Here is a 14,484-nt window from a genome sequence, read left to right as displayed (position 1 = left end):
TCCATTTGCATAGATGCAAGTAACCGCAGCGAAAGCGTGAGCAAAAGAGCCCACCGGGGGAGATTGTGAATTCTATCACCAAGTTGCCTTTTTCACGAATTTGTTGTAGAATACTGCTGCTTTCCAAACGTGTCATGCCACAATGATGAGCAAAGCTGAGGAGATGAGCAACGATGCTTGAAAGGAGGAAGGTGCACTTTAGTACTTCTCCTTGTTTTAGTTTATCGCATCTACCCAATGACCGGCAAGAATCCGTCACGGGAATCATTTCCCATGCGGGGCTCTTGCCGGTTGTTTTTAAGTCGCCAGTGCTCAGTTAATATAAGACAAAGCCAAAAAACTATGCCAAGGAGGGTTAGATGAAAGAAGTTGTCATTGTCGGAGGAGTACGGACACCCATTGGACGACACGGCGGTGGGCTCAAAGACATCACCGCCCAAGATCTGGCTGCTCGAGTGATCAAGGAGGTGCTGAATCGAACCAAGCTCGATCCTGCGCTGATTGATGACGTGATCTTTGGCTGTTGTGGTCAGCTCAGCGACGCACCCAATCTAGGGCGGGTAGCAGCGTTGATGGCTGGCATTCCCAAAGAAGTGCCTGGCTACACCGTGCAGCGTAACTGTGCTTCGGGACAAGTAGCAATCACTAATGCATTTCAGGCTATTCAAGCCGAAGACGGCGAGATTTTCATGTGTGGTGGTACTGAGAGCATGTCCAATGCTCCGTACATGGTACGGGGTGCACGCTGGGGACTTAAACTGCGTCATACCACATTCATCGATTCCTTGTGGGAGGGGCTTACGGATCCCATCTGTAACCAGATCATGGGCCGCACCGCTGAGAACCTGGCCGAAATGTATCATATCTCCCGCCAGGAGCAAGACGAATACGCGGTCCAGTCGCACAAAAAGGCTTTCATGGCCACGCGCACGGGCAGGTTCAAAGATGAGATCGTGCCGGTAGAGGTGAAAAAGAAGGTTGCAGGACAGGAAGTGGCTTCTGAGCTGATTACCCAAGATGAATGCATCAATCCTGGGCTCACAGTACAAAAGGCTGCTTTGTACCCTGCGGTATTTAAAGAGGGAGGCACAGTAACTCCAGCCAATGCTTGTCCCATTTCTGATGGGGCTGCGGCTTGTCTCGTGATGACCGCGGATAAGGCGAAGGAGTTGGGACTGGAGCCCATGGCCTATATTCGGGGTTATGCCTATGCTGGCGTAGATCCGGCTATCATGGGCATCGGGCCGGCATACGCTGTGCCCAAGGCATTGAAGAAAGCAGGTCTGAAACTGACAGACATGGAGCTAATTGAACTGAACGAAGCTTTCGCCGCCCAAGTCCTGTCAGTGGGAAAAGAATTGGCCCAATATGGTTGGAATTGGGATAAGGTGAACGTCAATGGCGGGGCTATCGCCCTCGGTCACCCGGTCGGCTGCTCTGGAACGCGCATTGTGGTCACCTTGTTGTATGAAATGCAGAAACGCGGCTTGTCATTGGGTCTGGCCACAGAGTGCGTTGGTGGCGGGCAAGGTGCTGCCATTGTGCTAGAGAGGAAGTGAACAAAGAAGCCAAAACAGGGCGTTTCTCGTACGCACCTGGCTTTTTCAGAATAACTTGAAAGGAGGAGAGCCAATGTATATTTTTAAAGCTGCAGTGGTTGGGGCAGGTTTCATGGGTGCTGGCATTGCTCAAGTCATCACCTATTCTGGCCTGCCAGTGGTATTGAAAGATGTGGACCAGAAGATGCTGGATAAGGGTATGGAGCAATTGCGGAGCATCTATCAACGACGCGTGGACAGTGGTAAGATGAGTGCAGGCGAGATGCAGGAGAAAGTCAGCCTGGTAACCCCTACGCTCTCGTATGATGAATTCTCCGATGTAGACATCGTTATCGAGGCCGTGCCCGAGGTCATGAGCCTTAAGAAGAAGGTCTGGGCTGAGTTGGATGCGGTCTGTCCCGAACATACAATCTTTGCCTCGAATACCTCTGCCCTGTCCATTTCTGAGATGGGTGCCGCGACCAAACGGCCACAGAAGATGATCGGGATGCACTTTTTCAGCCCAGCGCATGTGATGAAACTGGTCGAGATCATCCCGGGACTGGATACCTCACAGGAAACGATTGACGATGTGGTCATGTTCACCGAGTCGCTGCGCAAGATCCCAGTGGTGGTGCAGGAGTGCCCTGGTTTTTTGGTAAATCGTCTGCTGATGCCCTATCTTGGTGAGGCTACGTTCGCGCTTCAGGAAGGAGCTGCGACAGCACGCGAGATTGACGAGACTATGGTTCAGTTTGGCTGGCCAATGGGGCCCTTTACTCTGATGGACATGTTGGGCATTGACGTGGTCTACCATACGGCCAGGTACCTGGGCGAGGAATACGGTGTAGAGATACCACCGCTATTCCAGATGATGTTCGAAGCTGGTCGGCTCGGGGAGAAAGCAGGCGCCGGCTTCTACGGATACGGAGACCAAACGGATGAACCAGTCAGGGCCATGATCAAGAAACTGCAGGATGAGGGCAAAGTACAGAAAGGCACTGAATTCAGTTGGCAGCGTCTGATGATGCCACTGATTAATGAAGCAGTGCAATGTGTGACCGAGAATATCGCTCCACCTGACAAGATCGACATGGCCATGATTGCCGGCACGGGCATGAAGTACGGCGAAGAGCGCATGGGACCTTTGCAGCTCGCGGATGTGTTGGGGCTAGATGTGGTGCTTTCCGAATTGCAGAGGCTACAGGAAAAGTTTGGCAATCGTTTCCGCCCAGCGCGTTTGCTCAAGACGAAAGTACGGGCCGGACATCTCGGCAAGAAAGTCGGCAAGGGGTTCTTCGAGTATACAACATAGCAGTGAGCGGAGAAGGGCATGCGATCGTTTCTCGTGCCCCTCCGCTCCTATCGCAATTCAAATCACTGAAGAAAGGAGTATGTCAAATGGCAGATCGCCAGTATGTCAAGGTTTCGGTAGAGGAGCGCATTGCTACCCTCACCATTGATCATCCTCCGGCGAATGCTTTCAATGAGCAGACCGTGAATGATCTGGCTAGTGCTTTCGAGGAGGTTTACAACAATCCCGAGGTCAAGGCCATCATTATTACGGGCGCCGGGCAGTTCGCCTTCGTGGCCGGGGCAGATATCAACGAGATCAAAGCACAAATCGATCTGGCCCGGGCAGGGCATGAAGTGAAGAGGGATTTGATAGTCAAGGGGCAGCAACTCTTCAACCGCATTGAGAAGAGCACCAAGCCCGTCATCGCTGCTATCAACGCCGTCTGCCTTGGCGGAGGCATGGAATTGGCCATGGCCTGCCACATGCGCATCGCATCCGATACGGCGCGCTTTGGCCAGCCAGAGGTCAACCTGGGGTTACTGCCCGCCTGGGGTGGGACAGCAAGGCTCCCGCGCCTAGTTGGCAGAGGCAAGGCAATCGAGTTGATTCTGACGGGCGATATGATCCCCGCTCAAGAAGCAGCACGCCTCGGCTTAGTGAACAAAGTAGTACCTGCCGGCCAGGTGGTCAAGACAGCCCAGGATTTGGCCAAAAAGATCATCTCCAAGAGCGGGCTGGCTACTGCGGCCATCTTGGAAGCCATTAACCATGGCATGGAGGTAAGCCTGCTTGAGGCCCTCAAGATGGAGGAGGAGAAGTTCGTAGCATTGTGCGCCACCCATGATGGCTACGAAGGAGTCACCGCATTCCTGGAAAAACGGCAACCCAGGTTCCAAGATAGATAAATTGATGTGTAACGAGTGACGAGCAACGAGTGATCCGCGTGCTTGCCCGCTGTTAGCGACTCTCTGCTGCACTCGTTCTCGTCACTCCTACTTGTCACTTATCATTCGCTACTAGATTATGATATGAGTCTAAATCTGACAACTGTGCTCGAGACTGGGGCTTTCAGCCGGCCTCAACATACTGCGCTCATTTCCAATGGCTACCGCATGAGCTACGGGCAGCTCAACGAAGCGGCGAATCGTTGTGCTGCTGGACTGGCACAGCTCGGGGTGCGTCCAGGGGATAAGGTAGCTATTATGCTACCAAATGTCCCTGAGTTCATCATAGCCTACTTCGGGGCATTGAAAACTGGTGGCTGTGTCGTCCCTTTGAACACCCTGTTCAAAGCGGCTGAAATTGCCTATCAGTTGGAAGATTCCGACGCGGTGGCGTTGATCGTAGAAGAAACATTGTTGCCAGAAGCTCAACAGGCGCTTAAGCGAGTAGAAGCCTGCCGCCATTTGATCGTTGTGGGCAAGCAGGCGCCGCCTGGCTGGAAACGCTTTGCCGATCTATTGGAGAGCGGCCAGCCTGACTTCGATACGGTCCAGACAAGGTCAGATGACACTGCGGTTATCCTGTACACCGCAGGAGCTATGGGATATCCCAGAGGTGCAGAACTAACCCACTTTAACATGTTCTATAACGCTGCGCTCACTGCGGATCGGCTGTGCAAGATCACTCCACAGGATATCTCACTGGCAGTGCTGCCCCTATTCCACGCCTTTGGGCAAACCTGTGTGATGAACGCCACATTGTATGCAGGTGGCACGCTCACTCTGCTGGCTCGCTTCGATACGGACAAGGTTTTGCAGACTATCCAGCGCGACCGTGTCACCCTACTGTTGGGTGTACCGACTATGTACTGGTATCTGCAACACTATCCGAGGGCTGAGAGATACGATTGGAGCTCATTGCGTCTCTGCTGCTCAGGTGGGGCAGCATTGCCGGTGGATTTGATGCGCGCATTTGGGGAGAGATACGGCTTGCCGATTTTCGAAGGCTATGGTCTATCAGAAACCTCGCCCGTCGCGTCGTTTAATCCCACGGATAAGCCCCCACGTCCTGGCTCTATCGGGCAACCCATCTATGGTGTACAGATGAGGATCGTGGATGAAAATGACCACGAAGTACCACCGGGTACAGTGGGGGAAATCGTGATCCGTGGACACAACGTAATGAAGGGCTATTACAAACGGCCAGGGCTGACCGCAGAAGCTATGCGCGGTGGGTGGTTTCATACCGGTGATCTGGGACGTAGGGATGAAGATGGTTACTTCCACATAGTAGGCCGAAAGAAGGATCTAATCAAGCGCGGTGGACTCAATATCTATCCCCGTGAAGTAGAGGACGTGCTGCTTGCTCACCCGGCGATCGCTGAGGTTGCTGTCGTTGGCATTCCCGATGAAGTCATGGGAGAGGAAATCAAGGCTTTTGTAGTGCTCGAGCCGGACGAAGCAGTAGATGCTGAGGAAATCATCGAATATGCACGCGGGCAGATGGCAGCATACAAATATCCGCGGTATATCGAATTCCGCACTGAGTTGCCCAAAGATGCTGCTGGCAAGGTCATCAAAAGGCAACTAAAAGAATAGTAAAGAATCGAATGAAGGAGGAAGCAATGGACTTTACGTTCCCCAAGGAGTATGAATTGCTCCGCCGTATGATCAGGGAATTTGCGGAGAAAGAGGTGGCGCCTCTCGCTGAAGAGATCGATCGTGATGAACGGGTTCCGTTCGAAATCATCAAGAAGGCAGCCAAGCTGGGACTTATGGGAGTTCCATTTCCGCAGAAATACGGTGGGGCAGGTGCAGGTGAGATTGGCTATTGCATTCTCATGGAGGAAATGAATAAGGTATGTGGCTCCACGGCGACCATTATTGGTGCGCACACCGGCATTGGGGCTATGGCCATCTATTTGGATGGCACTGAGGAGCAGAAGCAGAAGTACCTCGTCCCTCTGGCCCGCGGCGAAAAGATCGCGGCATTTGCCCTGACAGAACCCAATGCTGGTTCGGACGCCGCGGCGATTCAAACAAGAGCAATTCGTGATGGCAATTACTTCATCCTAAATGGCTCGAAACTGTGGATTACGAACGGAGACATTGCCGATGTCATTAGTGTCTTGGCAGTCACCGACCCAGCTTTGGGTGCAAGGGGTGGAGTGACAGCCTTTATCGTGGAGAAAGACTTCCCAGGGTTCAAAGTAGGACGCAGGGAAGAGAAAATGGGCATCCGCGGCTCCCCTACAGCGGAGTTGTTCTTCGAAGACTGCCGGGTCCCCGCGGAAAACGTATTGGGCCAGTTCGGTGCTGGATTCCTCACGTTTATGAAAACTCTGGATGTAGGTCGCATTAGCCTTGCCGCAGGATGTCTCGGAGCGGCACAGCAGGCGTTGAAAATGAGTATGGAATTTGCCAAGAGTCGCTATCAGTTTGGGGCGCCAATCGCGGCCAAGCAAGCTATTCAATGGATGATTGCGGATATGGCAATCGAGATAGAGGCGTTGCGTTCCCTGGTCTATCGTACAGCCTGGATGATGGATAGCGGAAATATGGGACGCGAATTCAGTACAATGGCAGCCATGTGCAAAGTTTTCGGTTCAGAGGTGGCCTGCCGCGCCGCTGATGTGGCCGTGCAGATTCACGGTGGAATGGGTTATATGAAGAAGTATCCCATTGAGCGCATGTACCGTGATGTACGCATCACGCGTATCTTTGAGGGAACCAACGAGATACAACGCGAGATCATTGCCCGCAACTTGTTCCGCAACATTGGACTGCGGCTCAGATAATTGCCTACGCCATTGATCACGGAGAGGGAGGAAAAGCTACCCATGAAGATTGTCGTATTGATTAAGCAGGTTCCGGACACTACTGAAGTCAAACTTGACCCCAGAACAGGCACCCTGATTCGCGAGGGCGTGCCTAGCATCATCAATCCCGAGGACAAAAATGCCCTTGAAGAGGCGCTAAAGTTAAAGGAGCAAATGGGAGGCCAGGTTATTGCTATCTCTATGGGGCCACCCCAGGCAGAGGATGCGCTGCGGGAAGCCCTGGCGATGGGTGTAGATGAGGCCATCCTGTTGACCGACCGCGCCTTTGCTGGTGCAGACACCTGGGCGACAGCAACCACTTTGGGACTCGCTTTGAAAAAGATTGGCGATTTCGATCTAGTATTGGCAGGGCGGCAGGCAATTGACGGCGATACAGCTCAAGTTGGACCACAAGTGGCTGAGTACCTCAAGATCCCACAGATCACTTACGTGCGCGAGTTAGTTATAGAAAACGGCAGGGTGAGGGTAAAAAGGGCGATTGAGGATGGCTATGAGGAAATCGAAGCCCAGTTGCCTGCGCTTTTGACTATCACGAAAGAAGCAAATTCGCCACGCTATCCACATGCGGGAGCGATTATGACTGCCTATCGTGAGCGAAAAGTGACCTTCTGGGGCGTGAAGGATGTGGACGCAAACCCAGAGCAGGTTGGTCTGCAGGGTTCCCCGACTCAAGTGAAACGGAGTTTCTCTCCACCGCCGAAGGAACCAGGGCAGATCATCAAGAGTGGGCCCTCGGAGGCAGCCAAAGAATTGGTAGCGATACTTCGCCAGAAGAATATCATTTAGCTAGCCCTGCCACCTTGTAGGTGAAGGGCAATTACTCTAAGAGGTACGATGAAAAAGATTTACATATCGGCTGACATGGAAGGCGTGTCAGGTGTTGTGAATTTTGCTCAGACCAGTAGCAAGGAAAAGGAATATGAGCGTGCCTGCAACTTGATGGCCGATGAAGTCAATGCGGCTATCGAGGGAGCTCTGGCGGCAGGAGTGACTGAGGTCTTGGTCAACGACGCGCATGGGTCAATGCGCAATATCTTGCACGAGAAACTGAATCCAGTTGCCCAATTGATCAGTGGCTCGCCCAAGCCACTCTCAATGATGCAAGGAGTGGATGAAGGTTGCGACGCTGCTTTCTTCATTGGCTACCACGCCCAGGCAGGTGCCATGTATGGGGTGTTAAACCACGTGTACAGTGGGCGAGTGCACAGTGTGGCGCTGAATGGCAGGCTAGTTGGGGAGCTTGGGCTTAATGCTGCTTTAGCAGGCCATTTTGGCGTCCCTGTAATCCTGGTAACTGGTGACGAGTCACTGGTTGAAGAAGCACGCTCGCTTTTGGGGGACATTGAGACGGTAGCGGTCAAGCGTGCCTACGGAATGCGCGCTGCACGCTGCTTGGCTCCGAGCAGGGTACATAACTTGATTAAGGAAGCGGCGAGGCGGGCAGTGCAAAAAGGCGGCCTTCCCTTTGTCGTCTCGCCCCCGCTTACCCTGACCGTGAGTTTTCAGCAGAGCGTTCATGCTGAAATGGCAGAGCTGATACCTGGCAGCCGTCGCTTGGATGGCCGTACTGTTGAGTTTATACATGATGACATGCCTACGCTCTACCGTGCTTGGCGAGCTATGGTAGGACTAGCCGCCTTGGTTGATGAGTAAATCCTATGCTGCGACATCTTTCGAGTGGGCTGCATGGCACAGGCTAACAAGCATTATTGGCTGCCATACTTGGTGCTGGCACTGGGAGTATTGGCAGTTTCCTGCGGGGCTATCCTTATCCGTCTCGTGGCTGCTCCAGCCTTGGTCACAGAAGCGTATCGCTTGACACGGGCATCTATTATCCTGACGCCTTTCGCCTTGTGGCAAAACCGTGAAGAACTGCTGTGTCTCATTAGAGGGGGCCTATGGCTCATCATAGCAGCCGGAGTGTTTCTGGGATCGCACTTCAAGGTGATAGGGGGCGTGGTGTGAGAGAGCTCAGGTTGCAATACGCACTATTTGACCTGGATGACACTCTATATCCCAAGAGGATAGGAGTGATGGAGATGGTGAGCCAACGCATCAACGAATACATGGCTACACGCCTGGGCATGGATGATGCGCTAATCAACAGTCTTCGGCCGCGCTACTGGCGCGAATACGGCTCGACAATGCGCGGCCTCGTAGTAGAATTTCAGATCGATCCAGAAGATTATCTCGTCTATGTCCATGATTTCTCAGTAGAGGAATTTCTGGCACCAAACGAGGAGTTGAATCGAGTACTAGCCTGTTTGCCATGGCGCAAGGTGATCTTCACCAATTCGCCCAAGGAGCACGCACAGCAAGTTTTGAAAGCCTTGGGAGTAGCGCATCATTTTGAGCGCATATTTGACATCAAAGATAGCGGGTATATTGGCAAGCCGCATCTTTCCACCTATCAAAGCCTGCTCGATGCGCTTGGAGTCCGGGCTGAGGAATGCATTGTGTTCGATGATTCCTTGCCCAATCTACGCGTAGCGTCAGAGTTGGGTATGGTTACCGTGTTTGTGGGATCTGCACAGGAGGTGAATGGTGTGGATTGGGCCATAACCCGTATTGAGGAGAGCCTCGCCGTGGCCCGCCAGATCATGCTGCGGGAGACGGAAGTAGCATAGGAAACAGGACAGCGACCATGTTTCATTCGTTAGAGCAGATACAGGGCGATGAAGCCCGGGATAAAGATTATGGAGGAAAAAGCCATGACTGACAGCGTTGTCAATTGGGATGGCAAATGGACTACAGATTGGGAAGGAGCCCTTGCTAAACGCACGGAGCGCATGACCAGTTCCATCATCCGTGAGACGTTGAAACTGATGTCCACACCGGGGATCATTTCCCTTGGAGGAGGCATGCCGGCGCCAGAGTTGTTCCCCATCCGGGAATTTCAGGAGGCCTGTCGTTATATCCTCGAACACGAAGGGGCACAGGCCTTGCAGTACAGCGTGACGGAGGGGTATCCTCCCCTGAAGAGGTATCTGGTAGCCAAGATGCAGAAGTATGGCGTCCCTGCTGAAGAAGAGAACATTTTGATCGTGAATGGCTCACAGCAGGCCCTTGATCTGATTGGCAAGGTCTTTCTCAATCCGGGCGATACGATTCTCACGGACCGTCCCACCTATCTAGGGGCAATCCAAGCCTGGAGCTCATATGAGGCGCGTTTCGTAACCGTTCCATTGGATGATGACGGGACGCAGGTTGATCTGATAGAAGACATACTGAAACGGGAGCGAGTCAAATTTATTTATTCGCTGCCTAATTTCCACAACCCGGCTGGCGTGACGCTCTCTTTGGAGCGTCGGCACAGACTAGTGGAACTGGCTGCGCGGCATGGCGTGTTCATCGTTGAGGACGACCCTTATGGCGAATTGCGTTTCGAGGGGGAGGATCTCACCCCCATCATCGTCCTGCACAAGGAAAACACTATCTATTTGAGCACTTTTTCCAAGACCCTCGCGCCAGGCATCCGTCTAGGATGGATTGTGGCCCCAGCTAGAGTACTGGGCAGGCTGGTGCAGGCCAAGCAGGCAGCCGACTTGCACACCAGCATTTTTGACCAGATGATCGCCAATGACATCTGCCAACGGGGCTTCTTGCGACAGCATGTCAAAAACATCCGGAATCTGTACAGAGAACGCTGTGCGGTTATGCTTTCCGCTATGGAGAAGTATTTCCCGCCTGGTGTGCGTTGGACTCGGCCTCAAGGGGGTCTTTTCCTGTGGGTGATGCTGCCTGAAGGCACGAATTCGATGGAGTTATTAAAGGCTGCACTGGAGGAGAAGGTTGCTTTTATACCAGGCACTGCTTTCTATCCGGATGGAGTGAGCGGGCAAAACACACTGCGCTTGACCTTTTCAACCGCTAGCCCAGAGATGATTGAGGAGGGTATTAAGAGGTTAGGGAAAGCAATTGAGAGACAACTTGCCCTATGTGCGAAGGCATAAGCGCACAACGCAGGCTCATTTCGCGCATCTGCAAGGGAATCCCTTGTTTGGCTCAGTTCAAAGGTACGAAGAATACGTGAGAACGATGTAGCTGACAGCAATCTACATTATTGAAGGAGGGCAACACATGGAGTTAAAAGTAGATCTAGAAAAGTGTACAGGGTGCGGTAACTGCGTCTTTGCCTGTCCCTTTGGGGCGATAGAAGTGGTAAACGGGAAAGCCAAGGTCTACGAGAGTTGTGTGGATTGTGGTGCGTGCGTGGACCAGTGCCCCGAAGGAGCGCTGTTCATCGGCGTACGAGTAGCTGGCGAGGTTAGGGTTCAAGAATATCGCAACGTGTGGGTATTTGCCGAGCAGCGGGAAGGCGTGCTGACCAAAGTAGCGCACCAGTTGATGGGCAAGGCGCGTGAGTTAGCAGATACGCTGGGGGCTAAAGCGGAAGCGGTTCTGCTTGGCTATAACGTGGAGCATCTGGCACAGGAACTCATAGCCGATGGTGCGGACACAGTCTATCTAGCTGACGACCCTCTGTTGGAGCACTATCGTACGGATGCCTATGCCAAGGTGCTGGCGGATTTGATCCAGAGCAAGAAGCCTGAGATCGTGCTCTTCGGTGCGACGACGGTTGGCCGGGATCTAGCACCGCGTATCTCACAGCGCATTTACACTGGTTTGACCGCTGATTGCACGGGGCTGGATATTGACGAAAGCGAGCGTCTCCTCCTGCAGACTCGCCCTGCTTTCGGTGGCAATATCATGGCGACCATTGTTTGTCCACGCCATAGGCCCCAGATGGCCACTGTGCGTCCGGGCGTTATGCGTGCGCCACAGCCTGATCCATCGCGACAGGGTGAGATCGAGCGTTTCCCAGTGAACATCGGCGAGGAAGATTTAAACATCAACATCCTGCGGGTGGTTAAGGAGGCACGACGCCGCGTCAACCTGGAGGACGCCAAGATCATCGTGTCCGGTGGACGTGGTTTGGGAGGTCCTGAAGGTTTCAAACTCATCGAGGAGTTGGCTGAAGCTCTAGGCGGAGAGGTCGGTGCTTCACGCGCTGCCGTAGATGCTGGCTGGATTGACCACGATCATCAGGTGGGACAGACAGGGAAAACCGTACACCCTGATCTCTATATAGCTTGTGGTATCTCCGGAGCAATACAGCACCAGGCGGGGATGAAGGAGTCCAAGTTTATTGTCGCCATCAACAAGGACCCCGCCGCCCCAATTTTCCAGATCGCTGACGTGGGCATTGTGGGCGATCTGTACAAGGTGATCCCAGAAATCATCAAGCAACTGAAAGCCGTGGGAGCTGGAAGCAAGATATAGAAAAACGTTCTTTGCGTCCCTCTCACTTGTATGCAGAGGGGAGGGATAAGAGCGTGAGTGAGAAAAGGGCTTTCTCCCCAAACGTGTAAAAGCAGCCGAATAGCAGGGCATGTCCCTCATGAAGATGAGAGTGTTTCGCAAGGAACTTGCCCTGCTATTTGCAAGATGAAGCTAAAGGAGTGCTAGGAAGATAAACTGTGACAAAGCCGCGCATTGTCGAATCCGAAGTCCGCGTGCGCTATGCTGAAACGGATGCAGAAGGCGTGGTTTACTACGCCAACTACTTTATTTACATGGAAGTAGGACGCGTTAACTACTTACGAGCCTTGGGTCTGGATCGCCGCATCTGGCAGCAAAGCGGACTAGGTCTTGTCATTGTGGAGGCATCCTGTCGTTACCATGCCCCGGCATATTTTGACGACCGCTTGATTATCCACACTTGGGTAGAAGAAGTGCGTCGCTCCAGTTTCGCACTGGCATATGAGATTGCGAACGCTGAAGATGGACGGTTGCTAGCCAATGGGCGCACGGTGCAAGTACTGGTTGAGCTGCGCGATCTGAGACCGATTCGGTTGCCACTCGAAGTACGCGAAGCCCTATGCGCTGCATTAGGTCGACAAGATGAACAATGACATGATGGCTGCATAGGAGGCGCTCCATGCTTGAGGTGAGGGAATATGCCCCGGTGGTTTTATTTCGCGCCGCTCGCAGCGTCTTAGGGCACGCTTTTTATCACACGGCAGCTTACTGGATAGACGGTCTGCTAGTTGATACTACCTGCGCCTATACTGCCCGAGAATTGCTGGACGCTCTATCCACACGGGGTCTTGCTGTGGAGCAAATTGTCAATACCCATTGCCATGAGGATCATATCGGGGGCAATGGGCTGTTACAGCAGGCCTATGGCATTCCTGTCTTGGCGCATCCCTTGACTTTGCCCATTTTGGCCAATCCCAAGTTACAATATCTACAACCCTATCGCCGATTTTTCTGGGGAAGGCCGCAACCCTCTCAGGGCCAGCCTCTGGGCGAATGGGTGGAGACAGCGCATTGCCGTTTTCAAGTGCTTCACACACCAGGGCACAGCCCGGACCATGTCTGCCTCTATGAACCCAATTTGGGGTGGCTCTTTACCGGCGATGCGTATATTGGTGGCCGAGATCGTGCTGCCAGGCCTGACTATGATATCTATGAAGTGATTGCTTCGCTCAAAAGGCTTGCAGCGTTGGAATTGACCGCGCTGTTCCCGGGGAGCGGCTCAGTCCGAGTGAATAATCCTGTTGCTGAGATCCAGCAGAAAATCACCTATTTGGAGGAATTGGGGGCAAAAGTGCAAGCACTATACCGGCAAGGGTATAGCGTCCAGGAGATCCAGAGACGCTTGCTGGGAGGTATGCCAAGCATCACGTACCTCACGCAGGGGCATTTCCGCAGGTCGTATCTCATCCAAGCCTATCTGCGTGGGTCCTCAGCAAAGGGAAGCAGGGGCATATGACTGTTGGGATTGTGCGGGCCACGCTAAACGACATAGACCAGAGCATGGCTGAATTGCTTCGCTTAATTGGCTACCGCCCTCAACGCGAGGCATTATTTATCAAACCCAACGTTCCTGATTCAGGGTCGCCAGGACAAGGGTTGTACACCGATCCCGCTGTCGTTGATGCTTTCTTGAAGTTGTTTCCAGGTAGACCCGTGGTCATTGGCGAAGGAGGTATTGTCGGTCGCGATGCCGAGATTGCTTTGCGCAAGAATGGATACGCATCCGTAGCTGAGCGCTATGGAGCTACGCTGGTCAATCTGGAACACGCAGAGCGATTTAGTATCCCTTGGCCTCATGGCCTGCTCAAATTGCCAAACTACTTGCTGACTCACGAGTACATCAATATTGCCAAGATGAAGACGCACGTCCAGACTGGTGTGACATTGGGCATGAAGAACCAGAAGGGCTTGCTTACTTCTGCCGACAAGCGCCGCTTCCACCGCCTTGGCCTAAACGCATGCATTCGGGCTTTAGCGGATATCGCGCAACCTGCGCTGACGATTGTGGATGGCATTGTAGCCCTAGAGGGCAATGGGCCATGGCGGTACGGACGACCAGTGGCAATGAACGTGCTGGTAGCCGGTACGGATCTCATTGAGGTGGACAATGTCTGCCGGCAATTGATGGGCTTTCCTCCGGAACATGCGCCACACGTCCCATTTCTTCCGACAGTGGAAACGGTGGGTGTGAGCATTGCAGAAGCCCAGAGGACTTTTGCCTTTGATTATAAGGGCTATTTCGTATACAAAAATGTTTACGAGCATATCAACGACTCGTGCAGTGGCTGCAATTGGGTATTGTATTATGCCTTCAAGGCAATGAAGAGCAGCCGTTGGCGTCGGATCAAGTTCTTATACCGTGGGGTGTGGCGACGTTTGGATATTGTGATGGGTCACGCCAGCCAGTTGCCGTCAGGGCACGGCAAGGTCATTTGCATGGGCGATTGTGCGCGCCAGTTTGCCGAGGAGCATGGGTTACCTTTGGCATGTGGCTGTCCGCCTACTGTGGAAGATGTGCTCAAGCTGCTCTAGAATATGGATGATGC

At 53.1% G+C, this 14,484-nt stretch carries 14 protein-coding genes; all 14 read left to right on the top strand.

Annotated elements, in window-relative coordinates; all coding sequences use genetic code 11:
* Positions 1 to 359: 359 nt before the first annotated feature.
* The 14 genes from H5T67_07470 (at position 360) to H5T67_07405 (ending at position 14,470) form a co-directional block, all read left to right on the top strand.
* Positions 360 to 1,559 carry a thiolase family protein gene (locus H5T67_07470; GenBank protein ID MBC7245160.1) on the top strand — a complete coding sequence of 400 codons (1,200 nt, stop codon included), beginning with the start codon at positions 360 to 362 and terminating at the stop codon, positions 1,557 to 1,559.
* Positions 1,560 to 1,632: 73 nt separating this feature from the next.
* The gene (locus H5T67_07465) at positions 1,633 to 2,853 is read left to right on the top strand and encodes a 3-hydroxyacyl-CoA dehydrogenase (GenBank protein ID MBC7245159.1); all 1,221 of its coding nucleotides are present in this window, start codon (positions 1,633 to 1,635) and stop codon (positions 2,851 to 2,853) included.
* Between the two features lie 86 nt (positions 2,854 to 2,939).
* A complete protein-coding gene (locus H5T67_07460; GenBank protein MBC7245158.1) occupies positions 2,940 to 3,740 on the top strand; it encodes an enoyl-CoA hydratase/isomerase family protein in 801 nt (266 codons plus the stop codon).
* A 123-nt stretch (positions 3,741 to 3,863) separates the two neighbouring features.
* Positions 3,864 to 5,375, top strand: a complete 1,512-nt coding sequence (locus H5T67_07455; GenBank protein ID MBC7245157.1) for a long-chain fatty acid--CoA ligase — start codon at positions 3,864 to 3,866, stop codon at positions 5,373 to 5,375.
* A 26-nt stretch (positions 5,376 to 5,401) separates the two neighbouring features.
* Positions 5,402 to 6,574: an acyl-CoA dehydrogenase family protein gene (locus H5T67_07450; protein MBC7245156.1), complete on the top strand. Its 1,173-nt coding sequence runs from the start codon at positions 5,402 to 5,404 to the stop codon at positions 6,572 to 6,574.
* A 42-nt stretch (positions 6,575 to 6,616) separates the two neighbouring features.
* On the top strand, positions 6,617 to 7,402 hold the full coding sequence (locus H5T67_07445; protein ID MBC7245155.1) for an electron transfer flavoprotein subunit beta/FixA family protein: 786 nt from the start codon (positions 6,617 to 6,619) through the stop codon (positions 7,400 to 7,402).
* Positions 7,403 to 7,450: 48 nt separating this feature from the next.
* Positions 7,451 to 8,269, top strand: coding sequence for a M55 family metallopeptidase (locus H5T67_07440; protein ID MBC7245154.1), 819 nt, complete (start codon positions 7,451 to 7,453; stop codon positions 8,267 to 8,269).
* Positions 8,270 to 8,302: 33 nt separating this feature from the next.
* Complete coding sequence (locus tag H5T67_07435; GenBank protein MBC7245153.1) at positions 8,303 to 8,581, top strand: hypothetical protein; 279 nt, start codon at positions 8,303 to 8,305, stop codon at positions 8,579 to 8,581.
* Complete coding sequence (locus H5T67_07430) at positions 8,578 to 9,243, top strand: pyrimidine 5'-nucleotidase (GenBank protein MBC7245152.1); 666 nt, start codon at positions 8,578 to 8,580, stop codon at positions 9,241 to 9,243. Before H5T67_07435 ends, H5T67_07430 begins: the two co-directional genes overlap by 4 nt.
* Positions 9,244 to 9,327: 84 nt before the next feature.
* A complete protein-coding gene (locus H5T67_07425) occupies positions 9,328 to 10,569 on the top strand; it encodes a PLP-dependent aminotransferase family protein (GenBank protein ID MBC7245151.1) in 1,242 nt (413 codons plus the stop codon).
* Positions 10,570 to 10,696: 127 nt separating this feature from the next.
* Entirely contained in the window at positions 10,697 to 11,899 is a 1,203-nt protein-coding gene (locus H5T67_07420) for an electron transfer flavoprotein subunit alpha (GenBank protein ID MBC7245150.1), read from the top strand.
* 197 nt (positions 11,900 to 12,096) lie between these two features.
* The gene (locus H5T67_07415) at positions 12,097 to 12,531 is read left to right on the top strand and encodes an acyl-CoA thioesterase (protein ID MBC7245149.1); all 435 of its coding nucleotides are present in this window, start codon (positions 12,097 to 12,099) and stop codon (positions 12,529 to 12,531) included.
* A 26-nt stretch (positions 12,532 to 12,557) separates the two neighbouring features.
* Entirely contained in the window at positions 12,558 to 13,394 is an 837-nt protein-coding gene (locus tag H5T67_07410; protein ID MBC7245148.1) for an MBL fold metallo-hydrolase, read from the top strand.
* Positions 13,391 to 14,470 (top strand): DUF362 domain-containing protein, encoded by a 1,080-nt coding sequence (locus tag H5T67_07405; GenBank protein ID MBC7245147.1) that lies wholly within the window; start codon positions 13,391 to 13,393, stop codon positions 14,468 to 14,470. Before H5T67_07410 ends, H5T67_07405 begins: the two co-directional genes overlap by 4 nt.
* The last annotated feature ends 14 nt before the right edge of the window (positions 14,471 to 14,484 follow it).

It is taken from the genome of Chloroflexota bacterium, assembly GCA_014360905.1.
In the GTDB taxonomy this organism is placed as follows: Bacteria; Chloroflexota; Anaerolineae; order UBA2200; family UBA2200; genus JACIWX01.
The sequence above is the reverse complement of the archived record's forward strand: the minus strand, read 5'-3'. Positions and strand labels throughout refer to the sequence as shown.

Excerpts from the sequence above, each read along its gene's own strand:
- H5T67_07425 (MBC7245151.1), top strand. The coding sequence starts at position 9,328 with ATGACTGACAGCGTTGTCAATTGGGATGGCAAATGGACTACAGATTGG.
- H5T67_07455 (MBC7245157.1), top strand. The coding sequence starts at position 3,864 with ATGAGTCTAAATCTGACAACTGTGCTCGAGACTGGGGCTTTCAGCCGG.
- H5T67_07465 (MBC7245159.1), top strand. The coding sequence starts at position 1,633 with ATGTATATTTTTAAAGCTGCAGTGGTTGGGGCAGGTTTCATGGGTGCT.
- H5T67_07435 (MBC7245153.1), top strand. The coding sequence starts at position 8,303 with ATGGCACAGGCTAACAAGCATTATTGGCTGCCATACTTGGTGCTGGCA.
- H5T67_07470 (MBC7245160.1), top strand. The coding sequence starts at position 360 with ATGAAAGAAGTTGTCATTGTCGGAGGAGTACGGACACCCATTGGACGA.
- H5T67_07410 (MBC7245148.1), top strand. The coding sequence starts at position 12,558 with ATGCTTGAGGTGAGGGAATATGCCCCGGTGGTTTTATTTCGCGCCGCT.
- H5T67_07405 (MBC7245147.1), top strand. The coding sequence starts at position 13,391 with ATGACTGTTGGGATTGTGCGGGCCACGCTAAACGACATAGACCAGAGC.
- H5T67_07450 (MBC7245156.1), top strand. The coding sequence starts at position 5,402 with ATGGACTTTACGTTCCCCAAGGAGTATGAATTGCTCCGCCGTATGATC.
- H5T67_07460 (MBC7245158.1), top strand. The coding sequence starts at position 2,940 with ATGGCAGATCGCCAGTATGTCAAGGTTTCGGTAGAGGAGCGCATTGCT.
- H5T67_07440 (MBC7245154.1), top strand. The coding sequence starts at position 7,451 with ATGAAAAAGATTTACATATCGGCTGACATGGAAGGCGTGTCAGGTGTT.
- H5T67_07420 (MBC7245150.1), top strand. The coding sequence starts at position 10,697 with ATGGAGTTAAAAGTAGATCTAGAAAAGTGTACAGGGTGCGGTAACTGC.
- H5T67_07445 (MBC7245155.1), top strand. The coding sequence starts at position 6,617 with ATGAAGATTGTCGTATTGATTAAGCAGGTTCCGGACACTACTGAAGTC.